Below are 16,194 nucleotides of genomic sequence, written 5' to 3'. Positions count from 1 at the left end.
CTCGCAGAAGCGCGCCCGAGCACGGCGATCAGAACCGCAGGCGCACGCCCGCGCGGTACATCCGACCGATGGTGTCGTAGAGGTAGGGGTTGACGCCCGGGCTGACGTTGGTGGTCGGCGCGGCGACCGGATCCTCGTCGAACAGGTTGTCGACCTTGAAGTAGGCGGTGACGTTGTCGTTGACGTCGTAGGTGCCGCCGAGGTCGACGTAGGTCGCCCCCTCCATGTGGTTGTTGTCGATGGTGCGGCGCTGCACGGTCGAGACCGGGCAGTTGGTCTGGCACTCGATGTATTCGTTGTTGTAGACGCCGTCGCTGATCCAGCGCTGGTAGAGGGTCAGGCTGAGGCGATCGAGCGCCCAGGTCTGGCTGAAGGTGGCCTTCCAGTCAGGGGTGTTGGACAGGTTCACGCCGGCGCTCTCGACCGGGATCGTGCCGAGCACGCCCGAGGTGGTCTTGAAGCTCATGACGTGGGTGGCCAGGGCCCGGATCGACAGCGTGCCCGGCAGGCCCCAGTCTTCCAGGTTCTTGCGGTAGATCGCCTCGAGGTCGACGCCCTTGGTGCGCATGGTGGCGACGTTGAAGGCCTGCACCCGCACGAAGTTGGTGTTGGGCTGGGTGCTGGTCAGCAGCATCGCCCCGCAGATCTCCTGGTTGCCGGCGACGCACAGGTCGACCAGGTCCTGGGCGGCCAGCGAGTTGATGGCGCCGTCGACCTTGATGTCGAAATAGTCGGCCGAGAAGCTGAAGCCCGGCAGCCAGGCCGGCTCGGCCAGGACGACGCCGACCTCGGTGTTGCGGGCGATTTCCGGACGCAGGTTGCTGTTGCCGACGATCTCCTGGAGGACGTTCACCGCCGTGCCGCGATAGAGGACGGTGGCGTTGGTCACCACCGGCGGCGCGAACAGCTCGCCCAGGTTCGGGGCGCGGATGTCGCGCGAGGTGACCGCCCGCAGGCGCAGGCCCTGGACCGGAGTCTTCCAGACGCCGCCCAGCTTCCACGTCGTGACGTTGCCCGAGGTGCTGTACTTGGTCTGGCGGACCGCGCCGTTGATGTTGGCCTCGCCGAGGGTTTCGGACTGCAGCACCGGCACGTTGGCTTCGAGATAGCCTTCGGTGACGCTGTAGGAGCCGTGGCCGCCGTGATAGTTGCCGGCGTACCAGTTGTTGCCCGCCGTGCGCAGCAGCGGATCGGCCTTGTAGTCGTCGGTGTAGCCGTTGTCGGCCGTCGCGCCGTCGCCATAGGGGTCGCCGATGGTGCGGTACTTTTCCTCGCGCCATTCCAGGCCGGCGGCGATGGCCACCGGGCCGGCCCACGACTGGAAGGGCTCGCCGGTGACGTTGAAGGCGGCGACGGACTCGTTCTGCTTGGAGCGCTGGCGCGGCCCGTTCTTGGGCATGACATAGGCCAGGGCGGCCGGGTCCTGGGCGACATTGCCGATGATGTTCAGCGGCACGCAGCCGGCGGCGCGGGCGATCGGATCGCGGCAGATCACCGTGCCGTTCGGGCCGGCGATGGCGTCGATGGCGGCGTTGTAGCGCGGCGTCAGGGTGATGTTGTCGACGTCGATGCTGATGCGGTTGACGCCATAGGCGTAGTAGGCGTCATAGCTCCACGACGTGCCCAGCACCTCGCGGCTGCCGGTCGCGCCCAGCACGAAGCGTTCCTGCTCGCGCTTGACGTTGACGTCGATGGGACCGAAGGCGCCGTTGCTGGTGCCCATCTGGAAGCTGGTGATGTTGTTGCTGACGCAGGCCGAGCGGATGGCGGCCGGCACGAACGGGTTCTCGCACTGGATGGTCAGGCCCGTGCGCTCGGCGCCGACGTTGGGCTGGTTGAGCGAGTTCACCTGGGCGAAGTTGGTGGTCAGGTAGATCTCGTCGTCGTCGCCCCACTTGTAGCTGACGCGGCCGTAGGCGACCTTGCGCTTGAGGCGCGCGGCCAGGGTCGGCGAGGCGCCGATGCCGCCCGACAGGTCGCCGCCGACGCAGAACGGGGCGAAGCAGCCGGTGACGCCGCCGGCGCCGTTGGGCGTGCCGCCCGAACCGTACTGGAACTGGTAGGGCGCGCCGCCCGGACCGAAGGCGATGCCTTGCAGCGGGCCGTTCGTGATCAGGCCGTACTTGGCGTACTGGATCTGCTGGGCGCCCTTGATGACGCGATACTGCGGCCGGCCGTCGGTGGTCGAGGCCAGGGGACGCACCTGGATGGCGGGGGTTTCGTACCAGTCACGGCCGCCGGCCTGCTGCTCTCCGAAACCGCCGGCCAGGACGCCGGCCTCGCGGCTGTATTCGACGCTGCCGATGACCCGCAGACGGTCGTCCATGAAGGCGTCGCCGAACGCGGCCTGGGCCACGAAGGTGTCGTTGTCGCGGTACTTGCTTTCGCCGCCTTCGAGGCGGGCCTTGAAGCCCTCGAAGGTCTTGTCGGTGACGAAATTGACCACGCCGCCGATGGCGTCCGAGCCGTACGAGGCCGAAGCGCCGCCGGTGACCACGTCGACCTGCTTGATCAGCAGTTGCGGAAACTGGCTGACGTCGGAGACGCCGTTGATGTTGGCGGGGGTGACGCGCTGGCCGTCCAGCAGGGTCAGGGTGCGGATGGGCCCAAGGCCGCGCAGGCTGAACGAGCTCAGGCCCTGCATGCCGCTGCTGGTGCTGTTGACGAAGACGGTCTTGCCGGTGCTGCCCTGCAGGGCCGGCATCTGGACGATGGCCTGGAAGACGTTGGGCTGCGAGGCCTTTTCCAGGTCCTCGGCGGTGACGGTGGTGGTCGGCGTCGGCTGGGTGAAGCCGCGCGAGGCGATGCGAGAACCGGTGACCACGACTTCCGAGACGGTGGCGTCGCCTTCGGCGGCGGACGCTTCGGCTTGCTGAGCCGCGTGGGCCATCGCCCCCCAGGACAACAGCGCCAGAGCCGAGACCGTGCCGGCATAGGTTCGGCGATTCAATTTCAACAACTTCCAGCCCCCTTGCTCAAGGAGCACGAGCCCGGGCGCACTGTTGGCGCTCACTGAACCCGACTCCAGATAAATGTTATTACTTCCCCACGAAGGCAGGGATGTTCTTTATATTTTTGAATGTCGGACAATTAGGCTCGGATACTGTTGCGAACCGGGCCACCGCCTTCAATTCCCGCCCTCTTGAGGACGCAGGAAGGATTGTCACAGGCCCTATATAACGTCAATCACAAAACATTCATTTATGTAGCAATCATAAAACGATTGCCTAAGGAGAGCGCCACACACCAGAAAAAGCCCTTGTTTTTCAGCGCACAAGGCGGCGCCCACAAATGCGGCGCCGATGAAAGATGCGCTATCAAGGCGACGCGAGCAGCCCCTGCCGCACACGCGGAGCGCATGAGACCGCTATCAAGAAAAGATCGAATTCCAAGCGCGGGAATAGGCGATATGCCGCCCCACCCAAGCATATGACGCCCCGGCGGCCAGAAGAGCCGCTCCAGCAACCGCTCGACCGGCTGAAGCCTCAGTCGCCGATGGGCTGCTGGGGCGCAATTCCGTGCAGCCAGGCGACACTGCCGCGAGCCCGACGCAGCATCTGGTGCGCCCGCTCGCCCAACGACACGGCCACGGCGTAGGCCAGCCGGTCGATGACGAACAACTGGGCGAAGCGCATCGGGTTGGGCTGGAACTCCTCGACGCCCGACGGCGACAGACCCACATGCAGGCAGACGTCGGCGTCGCGCCCCAATGGCGAATCCGCGTCGGTGATGGCGATGCAGGTCGCCTTGTAATGCTTGGCCAGCTCCATGCTTTCCTGCAGTTCACGCGGGCGACCGGTGGACGACAGGAACAAGGCCACGTCGCCCGGCGACAGGATCGCGGCCGACATGCGCTGGGCGTAGCCGTCGGTGAACACCATGGCCGGCACGTCGAGGCGGAACAGGCGGTTGTGGATCTCGCTGGCCAAGGCGGCCGAGCTGCCGCCGATGCCGTAGATCACCACGCGCGCGGCCTTGGCGATGGCCAGGGCGGCGACCTGCAAGTCCTTCTCGTTCAAGGTCTCGCGCGTGCGCCCCAGGGCGTCGATGATGGTGTCGAACAATCGGTCGGCGACCGCCGCGTCGGCGCCCAGAGGCGCCTGAGGCTCGGGCCGCGCCGGCGCCGGACGGGCCGCCCGCTCGCGCTGGTCGGTGACGGCCTGGGCGTGGGCCAGCTCCTGGATCAGGCGGAACTTCAGGTCCTTGAAGCCCTCGCAGCCGACCGTGCGGCAAAAGCGCAGGACCGTCGGCTCGCTGACCCCCAGGTCGGTCGCCACCGATTTGACGCTGGCGCGGACGAACTCGTGCGGCGACTTCAGGATCAGCTTGGCGATCTTGAGATCCGAGCGCGTCATCGCCTCCATCATCGCCTCGATGCGCGGAAGGATGTCGCCGTCGTCGACGGCGTTTTCAGACTGACTCATCCCCCGGTCCCTTCACCAAACGGCGCGCGCCCGACGACTGATACCGACAACGATGTCGCGCCGCAATCAAGGCCGCCGCCCCACCAGCATCAAGAATGATAGTTTTGCTACATTTTCGTTGACACCGCTACATCCGGCATGGCTCCTGAGCATCGGAACTCGACCTTGAGTCAGGAGAATTTCGTGTCCATCCAACGCATCGGCGCGGCCACCACGGGCACCGGCGGCAACGCCCTGCCCTTCTGCCAGGCCACGGTCGCCAACGGCTTCGTCTTCGTCTCGGGCCAGGTGCCGATGGACGAGAACGGCGTGCTGGTCGACGGCGGCGTCGTGCCCCAGACCCACAAGGTCATCGAGAACATCGTCGGCATCCTGGCCAAGGCCGGCTGCACCCTGAAGGACGTGGTCAAGGCCAATGTCTGGCTGGACGACGCCCGCGACTTCCACGCCTTCAACCGCGTCTATAACAGCTATTTCGGCGACGCCCTGCCGGCCCGCGCCTGCGTGCAGTCGCCGATGATGGTCGACTGCAAGGTCGAGATCGAAGTCATCGCCCTGGTTCCGCAGGCCTGACGCCGATGCTGTCGCCCGCCGATCTCGACGCGCTGGTCCTCGCGCCCGGAACCAAGGCCGTGCCGCTGGACGGCTCGGTGCGCACGCTCGGAGACTTCTCCGGACGCGGCCTCTCGCTGCTCGGCGGCGACATCCCGATGCCGGCCGCGGTGCTGAAGCGCGCCGCGATCGACAACAATCTGTCGGTCATGCAGGCCTATGTCGACGCGGCGGGCGCCAGGCTCGCCCCTCACGCCAAGACCACCATGTGCCCACAACTGCTGGCGCGGCAGATCGAGGGCGGCGCCTGGGGCCTGACGGCGGCGACCATGACCCAGCTGAAGCTGTGCCACGAGATCGGCGCGCCGCGCCTGATCCTGGCCAACCAGCTGGTCGGCCGCGCCGAGATCGAGTGCCTTCGCGACCTGACGACCAAGGCGCCCGACCGCCCGGTCTATGTGCTGGTCGACGGCGAGGCCGGCGTGCGCGCCATCTCCGAAATCTTCGCCGCCGCGCCCGAGGCGCCGCCCGCAAGACTGCTGATCGAGCTGGGCATGGCCGACGGCCGCTGCGGCGTACGATCGGCTGACGAGGGCCTGGCGCTGGGCCGCCTGATCCACGCCCTGCCGGGCGTCGAACTGCACGGCGTCGAGGGTTACGAGGGCCTGGTCTTCAGCGACCACGCCGTGCGCGACGCCGTCGAGGTCGACGCCTATCTCGACGGCCTGATCGGCCTGCACCACGCCCTGCGCGCCGAAGGGCTCTACGCCCCCGACGAGATGGTGCTGACCGCCGGCGGCTCGGCCTATTACGACCTGGTCGCCCGCGCCCTGGCCGGCGAGACGCCGGGCGCGACGATCGTGCTGCGCAGCGGCTGCTACGTCACCCACGACAGCGGCTTCTATCGCGAACTACTGAGCCGCATGGACGCCCGCGAGGCCGTCGGCGTCCCGCCCCGGCTGCGGCCCGCGCTGGAGGTCTGGACCCGGGTGATCTCGCGCCCGCAGCCGGACATGGCCATCGTCATGATGGGCAAGCGCGACGTCTCGTTCGACATCCACCTGCCGACGGCCCGCCGCTGGTTCCGCCCCGGCCTGCACGAGCGGGCGCAGGGCGTCGACGGGATCGTCACGGCCAAGCTGGCCGACCAGCACGGCTTCCTCACCATCGCCCCCGACGCCGACCTGGCGGTCGGCGACCTGCTCGGCTTCGAGATCTCCCACCCGTGCACGACCTTCGACAAGTGGTCGGTGCTGCTGGAGGTCGACGAGACCTACGGCGTGCTGGGCGGCCTGAAGACCTTTTTCTGAAGTGAGCGTTCCTTGAGCAGTCCGACCATGGCAAGCCCCCTCCCCGCCGCCGACATCGTCCTGAAGGGCGGCACGGTCATCGACGGAAGCGGCGGCGCGGCCTTCGTCGCCGACGTGGCCCTGGCCGGCGACACCATCGTGGCCGTGGGCGCCTCGCTGCCGACGGGCATGGCGCAGGTGATCGACGTCTCGGGCCTGGTGGTGGCGCCGGGCTTCATCGACGTGCACACCCACGACGACCTCGTCTGCATCACCCAGCCCGACATGCTGCCCAAGATCAGCCAGGGCGTGACGACGGTGGTGGCGGGCAACTGCGGGATCTCGGCCCCGATGCTGCGCTTCCACGAGGCCGTGGCCGAGCCCTTCAACCTGCTGGGGGCGCGCGAGGATTTCGCCTACGCCGCCTTCGCCGACTATCGCCGCGCCATCGAGGCGGCCAGCCCGCGCGTCAACGTGGCGGCCCTGGTCGGGCACTCCACCCTGCGCGTGCTCTGCATGGACGACCTGGAGCGTCCCGCCACGGCGGCCGAGCGCGAGGCGATGGACGCCCTGCTGCGCGACGCCCTGTCCGAAGGCGCCCTGGGCATGAGTTCGGGCGTGTTCTACGCCCCGGCCTGGGCGGCCGACATGGAAGAGCTTCAGGCGCTGGCCCGCACGGTGGCGCAGGCCGGCGGCGTCTACACCGCCCATATCCGCGACGAGCGCGAGGGCATCATCGAGGCCCTGCAGGAGGCCTTCGCCGTGGCCGCGCCCAGCGGCGCGCCGCTGATCCTGTCGCACCACAAGTGCGCCGGCGTGCGCAACTGGGGCCGAGCGGCCGAGACCCTGGGCCTGATCGACCAGACCCGCCAGAGCCAGCCGGTGCACCTGGACTGCTATCCCTACACCGCCGGCTCGACGATCATCCGCCCCGACCTGGCCGACGGCGAGGTCGAGATCCTGGTCAACTGGTCAGAGCCGCATCCGGAGATGGCCGGCCGCACCCTGGCGGCGATCGCCGCCGACTGGGGCCTGTCGCAGCCGGAGGCCGCCGAGCGGCTGATGCCCGGCGGCGCCAGCTACTTCCAGATGGCCGAGGCCGACATGCGCTCGATCCTGGCTCACCCCTGCTGCATGGTCGGCTCGGACGGCCTGCCGCACGACAAGCGCCCGCACCCGCGCCTGTGGGGCGCGTTCCCCCGCGTGCTGGGCCACTACGCCCGCGACCAGAAGCTGATCAGCCTGGAAGCGGCCGTGCACAAGATGACGGGCCTGGCCGCCGACACCTTCCGCCTGGCCGGCCGCGGCCGGGTGGCCGCGGGCATGAAGGCCGACCTGACGGTGTTCGACGCCGAGGCGATCATCGACCAGGCCACCTACGAGGCGCCGACGCGTCCGGCCAAGGGCGTGGAGCACGTCTTCGTCAACGGCGCCCTGGCCTGGAGCGACGGCGAAGTGGTCGGCCAGCGAGCGGGCCGCTTCCTGCGCTCGGCAGCCTGATCAAGGCCTCAGCGCGCGGTGTCGTGCTTGTCGCGGCGCCGCACGCCCATCAGCAGGCGCGCCTCCAGCCGCTTGCGCAGGGCCGCGTAGTAGGCGCTGAGGAAGTCGTAGTCGTCTTCCTCCGCCAGGCGCGTCCAGCCGACCTTGCCGGCGATGCGGTCGGCCACGGCGCGCATCGTCTTGCGATCGCGCTCGCGCAGCACGTCCTCGAGCACGTGAAGCTCCTTGGCGCCGTAGGCGTCGATCTGCTCCTGGGTGAAGGCGTAGCGCCGCAGGCGCTCGGCCCCCTCGTCTGCCATGTCGCGCATCAGCTTTCGCTTGGGCGCGCGCACGACCCAGGTGCCGCCGATCAGGTCGCCGGCCCGCAGCCGGTCCTTGTTGAACAGCGGAAACAGCACGAACACCCCCGCCCAGGTGATGCCCAGCAGGTACATCCAGCCCTCGACGCCGCCGCCTTCGACCCCGGCCGGGGCGAACAGCATGCTGATCGGAATGAAGATCTCCAGCTCGCGCATAGCGTTGCGGGCGAAGATCGCGCCGGGGCGCAGGCGACCGCCATCGCGGGCGGCGACGCGGATGCCCATGGCCCGCTTGCCCGGCGTGGCGGCCGCGGCGCTGAGCTCGAAGCCCACGAAGTAGAAATTGCGCAGCAGGAAGAAGCCGAGCAGCCACAGCACGGCGATGACTTCCGCCCCCTTCAGGCCGGCGGCCGCCAGGGCGCCGACGCCGATCAGGCCGATCAGGATCGAGGCGACGATGAGCACGGCCAGCATGATCGCCGCGTCCACCAGGAAGGCGCCGGCGCGCTGGCTGGCGTCGGCCAGTTGCAGGCGCAGGTCGACGCCCTCGGGCGTGACGAAGGCCCGCGTCAGCTTGAGCGTCGAGGCCTCGCTCATGCGCTGGCCCTCCGGCGCGGGGCGTAGAAGTATAGGCCCCAGATCAGGGCCGTGAACGCCGCCACGCCGTAACGGGCCGGGGTCCAGACGATCAGCTGGCGGCCAAAGCCCTCCAGCAGGCCGGCGAAGAACAGCATGACCACCACGCCGCCCATGACGGTGGCGGCGTGGCGGCCGGCCTCGGCCGCCGCGTCCAGGCGGCTGCGCTCGCCGGGGAAGGCCACGGTCCAGCCGATCTTCAGGCCGGCCGCGCCCGCCAGGCAGACGGCGAAGATCTCGGTCACCCCGTGGATCGCCAGCCAGCCGCCGGCCTCGACGCCCAGACCCCGGCTGGCGAACAGCGCGAAGAACACCCCCAGCATCACGCCGTTGTAGATCACCAGCATCGCCGTCGGCACGCACAGCGCGAAACCCAAAGCGAACGCCAGCAGCGCCACCTGGGCGTTGTGGGTGAACAGGAAGGTGGCGAACATCGAAAGGCCGCTGCCCGACTTGGCGCCGTCCAGCGTGGAGCGGAGCATCTCGGTGGTCGCGGCCGGATCGCGTCCGCCGGTCATCTCCCGGGGCATGAAGGCGTAGTACCACTCGGCGTCCTGACCAAAGAGCCAGGCGCCGACCAGGGCGCCGATCACCATCAGCCCGACACTGACCAGGGTCTCGCGCCACAGGCCGCGCACCGCCGCCGGCCAGCCGCCGGCGAAGAAGGCGCCAAGCTGGCTGCGCAGGGTCTCGCGCGAGCCGTAGACGAAGAAATAGGCCCGGGCGCAGAGCATCTCCAGATAGTCGATCATGCCTCGGTCGAGCGAAGTGGCGCGGGCCACCGACAGCGACGACAGGGCCGAGCGATAGAGCACCGGCGCGGCCAGGATCTCCTCCTCGGAGAGGCTGGCCATCGAGCCCTTCTCGACCTTCTCCATCAGCCGTTCCAGGCGTTTCCAGTCGGCCTCGCGCTCCTGGCGGAAGCGCTGGCTCTTCAGGCGGCCGTCGACCTTGACGTCGATCACAGGAGGTCCCTCCGCTTGAGGTCGACATAGGTGTTGATCAGGGCCGGGCCGATGCGGGCGGCCGGGGCCTCGACGATGTGCGCGCCCATGCGGCGCAGCCGGGCGACCACGGCCTCGCGCTCGCGCAGCAGGCCGGCCGAGACGACGGCGCGCGAGATGTCGGCCGGCTCGAACGGCTCGGCGTCGACCATGGCCTCCAGCTCCTCGTCCTGCATGACCACGAACAGCACCAGGTGGCGGCGCAGCAGATGGGCGCTGGCGTCGATCATCAGCTCGGCGGCTGTGGGATCGGTGAAGTCGGTGAACACCACCACCAGCGAGCGCCGGCCCAGCTTGGCCGCCAAGGTGTTGAGCGCCAGGGTGTAGTTGGTCTCCTCGGCGGAATAGTCGATGCGGCCGGCGGCGTGCTGCAGCTGGCGGAAGGCGTCCAGCCCGCTGACCACGCCGGTCAGCAGCCGCGGCGCGGAGTCGAACGAATAGAACCCCGCCCGGTCGCCGGCGCGCAGGCAGGCATAGGCCAGCAGCAGGCCGGCGTTTATGGCCCGATCGACCTTGGGCGCGCCGCCGACCGGCTCGCACATGGCCCGGCCGCCATCGATGGCCATGACGATGTGGTGGTTGCGCTCGGTGCGGAACTCCTTGGCCAGCAGGTGCAGGTGCCGCGCCGACTGCTTCCAGTCGATGGCGCGCGGGTCCATGCCGGTCTGGAACTCCTTCAGCGCCTCGAACTCGGAGCCCTCGCCGCGGTCGACCTGGGTCTTGCTGCCGATCAGGGCGTCGCGGGCCAGCATCCGCACGGCCTCCTCGCGCACGCCTTGCAGGTCGGTGCCGGCCGGCGCCTCGATGTCGAGTACGAAGGCCTGCTGCTTCCAGACCAGGCCCAGCGGGCCGGTCCAGCGCACCCAAAGGCGGTGCAGCCGGCCCTCCCCGCGCCGCTCGGGCGTCAGGGAGAAGTCGAAGGTGGCCGCGCGCCCCTCGACCTCGCCGCGGGCGAAGCGCGGTTGCAGGCCCAGGCGGTCGTCGGCGTCCAGCGCGGCCTCGGCGCGGCCGGGAACCGGCCCCTTGCCGAAGCGCGTGGTGAAGGCGATGGGGGCGGTGCGGGCCACCGACAGGAACGGTCGCTGCGGCTCGTCCAGGGCCAGGCGCGAGCGCGAGCCGCCCGACAGCGCGTCGGCCGCCATGGCCAGCAGCATGACGCCGATCCAGATCGGTCCGGCCAGCCAGCCGGCCGGCGCGAGCACGCCGACGACCAGCGCCGCCGGGATCCCGGCGGCGACGGCGACGACGGCGCGGCGCGTGGGATAGATCACCGGGGAGCCGCCACCCGCTCGACCAGGCCCGAGAGCACGTGGTCGACCTTGCGCCCCTCGATCTCGGCGGCGGCCGAGAGGATCAGGCGGTGGCGCAGGGCCGGCGCGGCCAGGGACTTCACATCGTCGGGGATCACGTAGTCGCGGCCGTCCAGCGCGGCGCGGGCCCGGGCGGCCACGGCCAGCATGGCGCCGGCGCGCGGGCTGGCGCCGGTCTCGATGTCGGTGGACTCGCGGGTGGCCCGCACCAGGTCGACGATGTAGCCGACGACCTCGTCGGTCAGGCGGACCTTGGCCACGGTGTCGATGGCCGCGTCGATCGCCGCGCGCTCGGCCACGGCCTCGACGCCGAAGCTCTTGGGATCCATCTGGCCCGTGCGCGAGCCGTGGCCGACGATGATCGACCGCTCCTGCTGGGCGCTGGGGTAGTCGAGCACATGCTTGAACAAGAAGCGGTCCAGCTGGGCTTCAGGCAGCGGATAGGTGCCCTGCTGCTCGATCGGGTTCTGGGTGGCGACCACGGTGAAGCGCGGGCTGAGCGGGTGCGACTTGCCGTCGATGGTGACCTGGCGCTCCTGCATGGCTTCCAGCAAGGCGGCCTGGGTCTTGGGCGGGGTGCGGTTGATCTCGTCGGCCAGCAGCAGCTCGCAGAACACCGGACCGCGCGTCAGACTGAAGGTCGAGGTCTGGAAGTTGAACAGGTTGGCGCCGATGACGTCGCCCGGCATCAGGTCGGGCGTGAACTGGATGCGGCCGTAATCCAACGCGACGGTGCGGGCGAAGCTCTGGGCCAGCAGGGTCTTGGCCGTTCCGGGCGGGCCTTCCAGCAGCACGTGGCCGCCGGCGAACAGCGCCGTCAGCAGCAGGTTGACGGCGTCGTCCTGGCCCACGACGGCCTTGCCGATCTCCGAGCGGATCCGCGCGGCGAGCGCCCCGACTTCACTGACGTCCACGGATGAGCTCCTGCTTCCAGATATGGAGATCGCGCGCCACGGCCATCAGGTCGGACGGCGAGGCCGTCAGCGCCCGATCGGCCAGCGCCGAATAGGTGTGGGTCGCGCCGACGGTGCGGCTGACGCGATCGAGAAAGTCGACGAGGTCCTGGCCGTCGAGGCCGCGCGGCGCGCCGATGGCGCGGGCGGCCGAGGCCTGGATGAGCCGGGCGTAGAGCTTGGCCATGCGATGCTCGCGACGCGCCAGGCGCACCAGGCCCGCGGTGTTGTCGGCCAGCGCCGTCTTGCCCAGGGCCACCGCCCGGCGCGAACGCAGCGGCGGGCCAAAGCGCGCGAAGGCCTGGGCGCCCGCCAGCAGGGCCAGGGCCACGGCGACCAGGGTCGCCCCCAGCAGCGGCGGCTCGACCACCAGGCGCATCAGGCTGCGCGTGCGCTTGAAGCCGTGCAGGGTGACGTCGAACACCACCGGCGAGCCGTCGTCGCGGATCAGGTTCAGCATGGCCACGGCCGTGCGGGCGCCGCCGGCGGTCTTCAGGCCCTGGGTGTTGAGATAGTCGGGATCGGCCAGGACATAGGTCCAGCTGTCGTCGCGCATGGCCATCACCACGCCGCCGTCCTGGTCGAGCAGCACCGGCGTCCAGCCCGGCCCCGCCAGCGTGCGCGAACCCGTGATGGCCACCGGCGCGCCGAACGCCTCACCGGACGGCCGACGCAGGCGCACCGTGCGCTTGCCCTTGGCCGCGTTCAGCTTGAGATCCTTGCGCAGCTTCGGCGGCAGCAGCTCCAGCGCCTGGGCGGGATTGTTGGCGCCGAAGGTGGTGACCCAGCCGCGATGCTTGGCGTCGGGCCGGACGTCCCACTTGGGCAGCACGACCAGGGTCGGGCCGATATGGTCGTTGCGCTCGAGCGGCACGGGCGACATGCCCGCCGACGGCGTCAGGACCAGCAGCCCTTCCTCGGCCGAAAGCGGCAGGTCGCCGCGGCTGGTCAGCACCGGCTCGCCCATCAGGCTGAGTAGGCGCGAGATGCCGCCGAAGCCGACGGACGAGCGCGACAGGGCGTGACCGCCGCCGTCGTCGCCCTTGCGCAGTTCGGGCGCGTAGGCCGACAGCACGGCCAGGCCGCTGAACGAAACGACGCCGACCAGGACCAGCACCAGCATGGTCATCGGCGAGAACATGCCTGAAGACTTGCCCGAGGATTGGGAAGCGCTCATCCGCGCCATCCGTCAGGCAGGGCGAAGGCCTCATAGGCCGCGCGGCATTCGGCGAAGTCCTGGGCGCCGACCGGGCGGCCGCCGAACAGGCCCCGCTCGACGAGGCGGGCGATGCCGACGAAGGCCCCTCGGGCGGAGTCGGGAATGGCGGGCAGAGCGGCGATCTCACGCGCGGTCAGCGAGATCTTCACCGATCGGGGACGGCGCTTCTCGATGTCCTGCACGCTGCGCAGCAGGATCAGGTGGGCGGCCTCGACGAAGAGGCCCTTGGCGGCCAGTTCGTCGGCGGCGGCCAGCAGATCGCGCGCGTCGGCCGCGTCGGGACGCCAGCCGGCCTCGGCGACCACCAGCGGCTTGATCGCCCGCGGCGCCGGCGCCCAGATGCGCAGCAGTTCACGAACGATGGCGTAGAGGATCAGCAGCACCAGCACGGTCACGCCGATCCAGAACACCCACTTCAGATAGGGCGCGATGAATTCGAGGAACTTGCCGACGTAGCGCAGCCACTCGGGGATCTTGGGCGGTACGAAGACCGCCTGGTCGAACTGGAAACCGGCGTCCTTCGCCAGCCGTGCGTGCGCCGCGACGACCGCGTCGTCCGACGCCCCTCTCGAAACTGTCACGCGCCGGAAACCCGCATTCGCCCCCTTCGCGACCAAGACCAGGCCCAGCCGCGAACACTCGACTCAACTCTACAGCGTGACGCGGTCTTGGCTAGCCGTAACCGGTGACAATCGACCGGTCAGGCGCCCCTGCCCTCGCGCTCAGCCGACGAAGAACTCCACGGGCACGAGCACCTCGACGGGATCGCCCGCCACGTCGTCGGGCGGCGGCGGCATGGGCGAGGCCCGGCGGACCGTGGCCAGGGCCTCCTCGTCCAGCAGCGGATAGCCCGAACCCTTGGCGATCCTCGCGCCCAGCACCCTGCCCGTCCGGTCGACCATGAAGGCGACGTGGACCACGCCCTCCTGCCCCGCGCTCTGGGCGCGGCGCGGGTAACGCTTGTAGGCCTTCAAACGTCCCAGGATCAGGCCGCGCCAGCTGACCGCCGCGTCGCGGGCGGCGGCGGCCGAGGTGCGCGGCGCGGCCATGACCGGCGCGGGGGGCGCCGGCACGGCGGGCGGCGCCGAAGCCTCGCGCGGCGTCGAGGCCCGCGCCGAGGCGTCCGCCTCCACCGCCTGGGCGACGGATCGCTGCTGGGGCGGCAGGACGCCGCGCGGATCGGGCGGCCGGTCGATGGCCTTGGGCGGCGCCGGCGCGGCGACGGCGGCCGGACTGGGCTTGGCCTCCGGCCCGGGCGGGCGCTCGTCCTTGGGACGCGGCGGCGCGACCGGCTCGACGGCGAACTCCACGGCGATCGCCTCGATCGGCGCGGCCTGAGGCATCTCGGGCCGGGCGAGCTTCAGATAGGCGCCCAGCAGCAGGGCCACGTGCAGCACCACCGCTCCGGACAGCGCAAGGCTCCAGCGGCGCTTTCGGCCGGCGGCCGCGAGCGGCTCGTACGGGATTTCCAGCACCGTCATGGGCAGGGCCTGCAACATCAGAACACCCGCTCCAGCTTCAGGCTGGCGGCCGTCTTCTCGTAGGAGAACAACCAGTCGATGCTGCTGGCCACCTTGGCGTACTGCAAGGTCAGGCTGGGCGTGAAGCCACCGGGCGTCTTCCAGCGCGGCGCGCGCAGGATGGCGGTGAAGGACTGCTCGTCGTCGCGGCGGCGCGCCTCCAGCGTCTCGTTGACGGCGTCCCAGCGCTTGCGCCGGGCCGAGGCGAACAGAGTTCCGTTGAAGCCCTTCATCGTCGGCGTCGCGGCCCCCAGCCGCAGGCCGGCCTGGCGATAGGCGTTGACCGCGCGATCGGCGTCCTTGTCGAGCAAGTCCATGCCGCCAAACACCGTCCATCCGCCGGCGAGGCCGCGCCAGGCGGTCAGGAACAGCGACGCCTGGTCGCCGTCCAGCGCGGCGAACGCGGTCCGGCTGTAGCGCATGGCCTTGTAGTCGCCCTCCAGCTTGACCAGGGTCGAGGCGCCGAGCGTGCGGCTGACCTCGGCGTGCAGACCGGGTGCCTCGTACAGCCGCTCGGCGCCCATGGTTCCGACATCCAGCGACGGCGCGACGCCAAACGCCAGCCGCGCGGTGCGGTAGTCGAACCCGGCCTGGGCGACGAAGGTGGCCTGGTTGTAGCGACCCTCCTCCGGATAGAGCTCGCCATAGGCCATGCCGCGGAAGGTCAGACCGCCGGAGCCCCGCAGCGGCAGGCGGCGATTGAGCACGGTCTCGAAGCTGACCGTCGCCGCGCCCAGCGGGTCGGGCGTCTTGCGGTCGAAGAAGCAGATCCCCTCCGGTCCCGGCAGCAGGCAGGCATAGCTGCCCGAGGCCTGATTGATGTTGGAGTTCCAGCCCGGACCCAGCGCGACTTGGCCGGTCCAGGAGCGGCGGCGCTTCAGGGCCGCCAGGAAGCTCTCGACGGTGCGGCGCACGCCGACGGCCCGGGCGTCGTCATTGGGCATGTCGGCCAGGACGGCGCGGAAGGCCGCCTCGGCCTCGCGGTCGCGCTGGTCCTCGAACAGCACGCGGGCCAGCTCGATCCGTCCCGGCATGAAGCCGGGTTGCAGGACGAGAAGCTGACGGTAGCTGCGTTCGGCCGCGCGCAGGTCGCCGTCCTGCCGCGCCAGTTGCCCTTGCGCGTAGCAGACCAGCATCGGGTCGCGCTCGGGCAAGGCCAGATAGGCCTTCAGAAAGCGGCGGGCGTCGGTCCACTGGCGGCGAGAAAGGGAAAGGTAGAGAGCCTTGCCGACGTCGTCGGCGCCCGGGCCCACGGTATAGGCCTGGCCGTCGATGACCAGCACGTCGGGGGCGGTCTCCTGCCGCGTCCTGGCCTCGCGCTCGGCGGCGCGGCGCGACAGGTCCTGGTCGAGGCGCAGGCGGGTGTCGTCGTCGACCTGGGCGCGGGCGGCGCCGGCCAGGGCCAGAACGACGAAAGCCGCGCAGCCGGCGGCGGCGCGGAGCGGAAAACGCTTGGGAACGGACGACCTGCTCATCGTAAGGGCTTGG

General features: G+C 70.2%; 13 protein-coding genes. 3 read left to right on the top strand and 10 right to left on the bottom strand.

Features of this window, described 5'->3' with window-relative positions; translation table 11 throughout:
• Positions 1 to 28: 28 nt before the first annotated feature.
• Together DDF62_RS20355 and DDF62_RS20350 are read right to left on the bottom strand one after the other, a co-directional pair.
• On the bottom strand, positions 29 to 2,950 hold the full coding sequence (locus DDF62_RS20355; RefSeq protein WP_244286891.1) for a TonB-dependent receptor domain-containing protein: 2,922 nt from the start codon (positions 2,948 to 2,950) through the stop codon (positions 29 to 31).
• 535 nt (positions 2,951 to 3,485) lie between these two features.
• On the bottom strand, positions 3,486 to 4,424 hold the full coding sequence (locus tag DDF62_RS20350; RefSeq protein WP_116490791.1) for a MurR/RpiR family transcriptional regulator: 939 nt from the start codon (positions 4,422 to 4,424) through the stop codon (positions 3,486 to 3,488).
• Positions 4,425 to 4,607: 183 nt separating this feature from the next.
• Between DDF62_RS20350 and DDF62_RS20345 the strand changes: the two genes are divergently transcribed.
• The 3 genes from DDF62_RS20345 to DDF62_RS20335 are packed head-to-tail and all read left to right on the top strand — an operon-like array spanning position 4,608 to position 7,765.
• On the top strand, positions 4,608 to 4,997 hold the full coding sequence (locus DDF62_RS20345; RefSeq protein WP_058347523.1) for a RidA family protein: 390 nt from the start codon (positions 4,608 to 4,610) through the stop codon (positions 4,995 to 4,997).
• Positions 4,998 to 5,002: 5 nt separating this feature from the next.
• Entirely contained in the window at positions 5,003 to 6,286 is a 1,284-nt protein-coding gene (locus tag DDF62_RS20340) for a type III PLP-dependent enzyme domain-containing protein (protein WP_116490790.1), read from the top strand.
• A gap of 27 nt (positions 6,287 to 6,313) precedes the next feature.
• On the top strand, positions 6,314 to 7,765 hold the full coding sequence (locus tag DDF62_RS20335; protein WP_116490825.1) for an N-acyl-D-amino-acid deacylase family protein: 1,452 nt from the start codon (positions 6,314 to 6,316) through the stop codon (positions 7,763 to 7,765).
• Positions 7,766 to 7,773: 8 nt separating this feature from the next.
• Here DDF62_RS20335 and DDF62_RS20330 read toward each other — a convergent pair whose 3' ends face one another.
• The 8 genes from DDF62_RS20330 to DDF62_RS20295 form a co-directional block, all read right to left on the bottom strand.
• Positions 7,774 to 8,661 (bottom strand): RDD family protein, encoded by an 888-nt coding sequence (locus tag DDF62_RS20330; protein ID WP_116490789.1) that lies wholly within the window; start codon positions 8,659 to 8,661, stop codon positions 7,774 to 7,776.
• On the bottom strand, positions 8,658 to 9,665 hold the full coding sequence (locus DDF62_RS20325; RefSeq protein ID WP_116490788.1) for a stage II sporulation protein M: 1,008 nt from the start codon (positions 9,663 to 9,665) through the stop codon (positions 8,658 to 8,660). Before DDF62_RS20325 ends, DDF62_RS20330 begins: the two co-directional genes overlap by 4 nt.
• Positions 9,662 to 10,975 (bottom strand): DUF58 domain-containing protein, encoded by a 1,314-nt coding sequence (locus DDF62_RS20320; protein WP_116490787.1) that lies wholly within the window; start codon positions 10,973 to 10,975, stop codon positions 9,662 to 9,664. Before DDF62_RS20320 ends, DDF62_RS20325 begins: the two co-directional genes overlap by 4 nt.
• Positions 10,972 to 11,928, bottom strand: a complete 957-nt coding sequence (locus DDF62_RS20315; protein WP_425267067.1) for an AAA family ATPase — start codon at positions 11,926 to 11,928, stop codon at positions 10,972 to 10,974. The genes DDF62_RS20320 and DDF62_RS20315 overlap by 4 nt, the downstream gene beginning before the upstream one ends.
• Positions 11,915 to 13,144 (bottom strand): hypothetical protein, encoded by a 1,230-nt coding sequence (locus DDF62_RS20310; protein ID WP_244286890.1) that lies wholly within the window; start codon positions 13,142 to 13,144, stop codon positions 11,915 to 11,917. Before DDF62_RS20310 ends, DDF62_RS20315 begins: the two co-directional genes overlap by 14 nt.
• Positions 13,141 to 13,767: a DUF4129 domain-containing protein gene (locus DDF62_RS20305; RefSeq protein WP_116490784.1), complete on the bottom strand. Its 627-nt coding sequence runs from the start codon at positions 13,765 to 13,767 to the stop codon at positions 13,141 to 13,143. The genes DDF62_RS20310 and DDF62_RS20305 overlap by 4 nt, the downstream gene beginning before the upstream one ends.
• Positions 13,768 to 13,908: 141 nt before the next feature.
• Positions 13,909 to 14,685, bottom strand: a complete 777-nt coding sequence (locus DDF62_RS26520) for an energy transducer TonB (RefSeq protein ID WP_208866909.1) — start codon at positions 14,683 to 14,685, stop codon at positions 13,909 to 13,911.
• A complete protein-coding gene (locus DDF62_RS20295) occupies positions 14,685 to 16,181 on the bottom strand; it encodes a surface lipoprotein assembly modifier (protein ID WP_116490783.1) in 1,497 nt (498 codons plus the stop codon). Before DDF62_RS20295 ends, DDF62_RS26520 begins: the two co-directional genes overlap by 1 nt.
• Positions 16,182 to 16,194: the final 13 nt, after the last annotated feature.

Source organism: Caulobacter radicis (genome assembly GCF_003094615.1).
Lineage (GTDB): Bacteria > Pseudomonadota > Alphaproteobacteria > Caulobacterales > Caulobacteraceae > Caulobacter > Caulobacter radicis.
The sequence above is the reverse complement of the archived record's forward strand: the minus strand, read 5'-3'. Positions and strand labels throughout refer to the sequence as shown.

Bases quoted from the DNA above. Each gene is read 5' to 3' on its own strand.
- DDF62_RS20330 (WP_116490789.1), bottom strand. From the start codon at position 8,661: ATGAGCGAGGCCTCGACGCTCAAGCTGACGCGGGCCTTCGTCACGCCC.
- DDF62_RS20340 (WP_116490790.1), top strand. From the start codon at position 5,003: ATGCTGTCGCCCGCCGATCTCGACGCGCTGGTCCTCGCGCCCGGAACC.
- DDF62_RS20295 (WP_116490783.1), bottom strand. From the start codon at position 16,181: ATGAGCAGGTCGTCCGTTCCCAAGCGTTTTCCGCTCCGCGCCGCCGCC.
- DDF62_RS20350 (WP_116490791.1), bottom strand. From the start codon at position 4,424: ATGAGTCAGTCTGAAAACGCCGTCGACGACGGCGACATCCTTCCGCGC.
- DDF62_RS20335 (WP_116490825.1), top strand. From the start codon at position 6,314: ATGGCAAGCCCCCTCCCCGCCGCCGACATCGTCCTGAAGGGCGGCACG.
- DDF62_RS20310 (WP_244286890.1), bottom strand. From the start codon at position 13,144: ATGAGCGCTTCCCAATCCTCGGGCAAGTCTTCAGGCATGTTCTCGCCG.
- DDF62_RS26520 (WP_208866909.1), bottom strand. From the start codon at position 14,685: ATGTTGCAGGCCCTGCCCATGACGGTGCTGGAAATCCCGTACGAGCCG.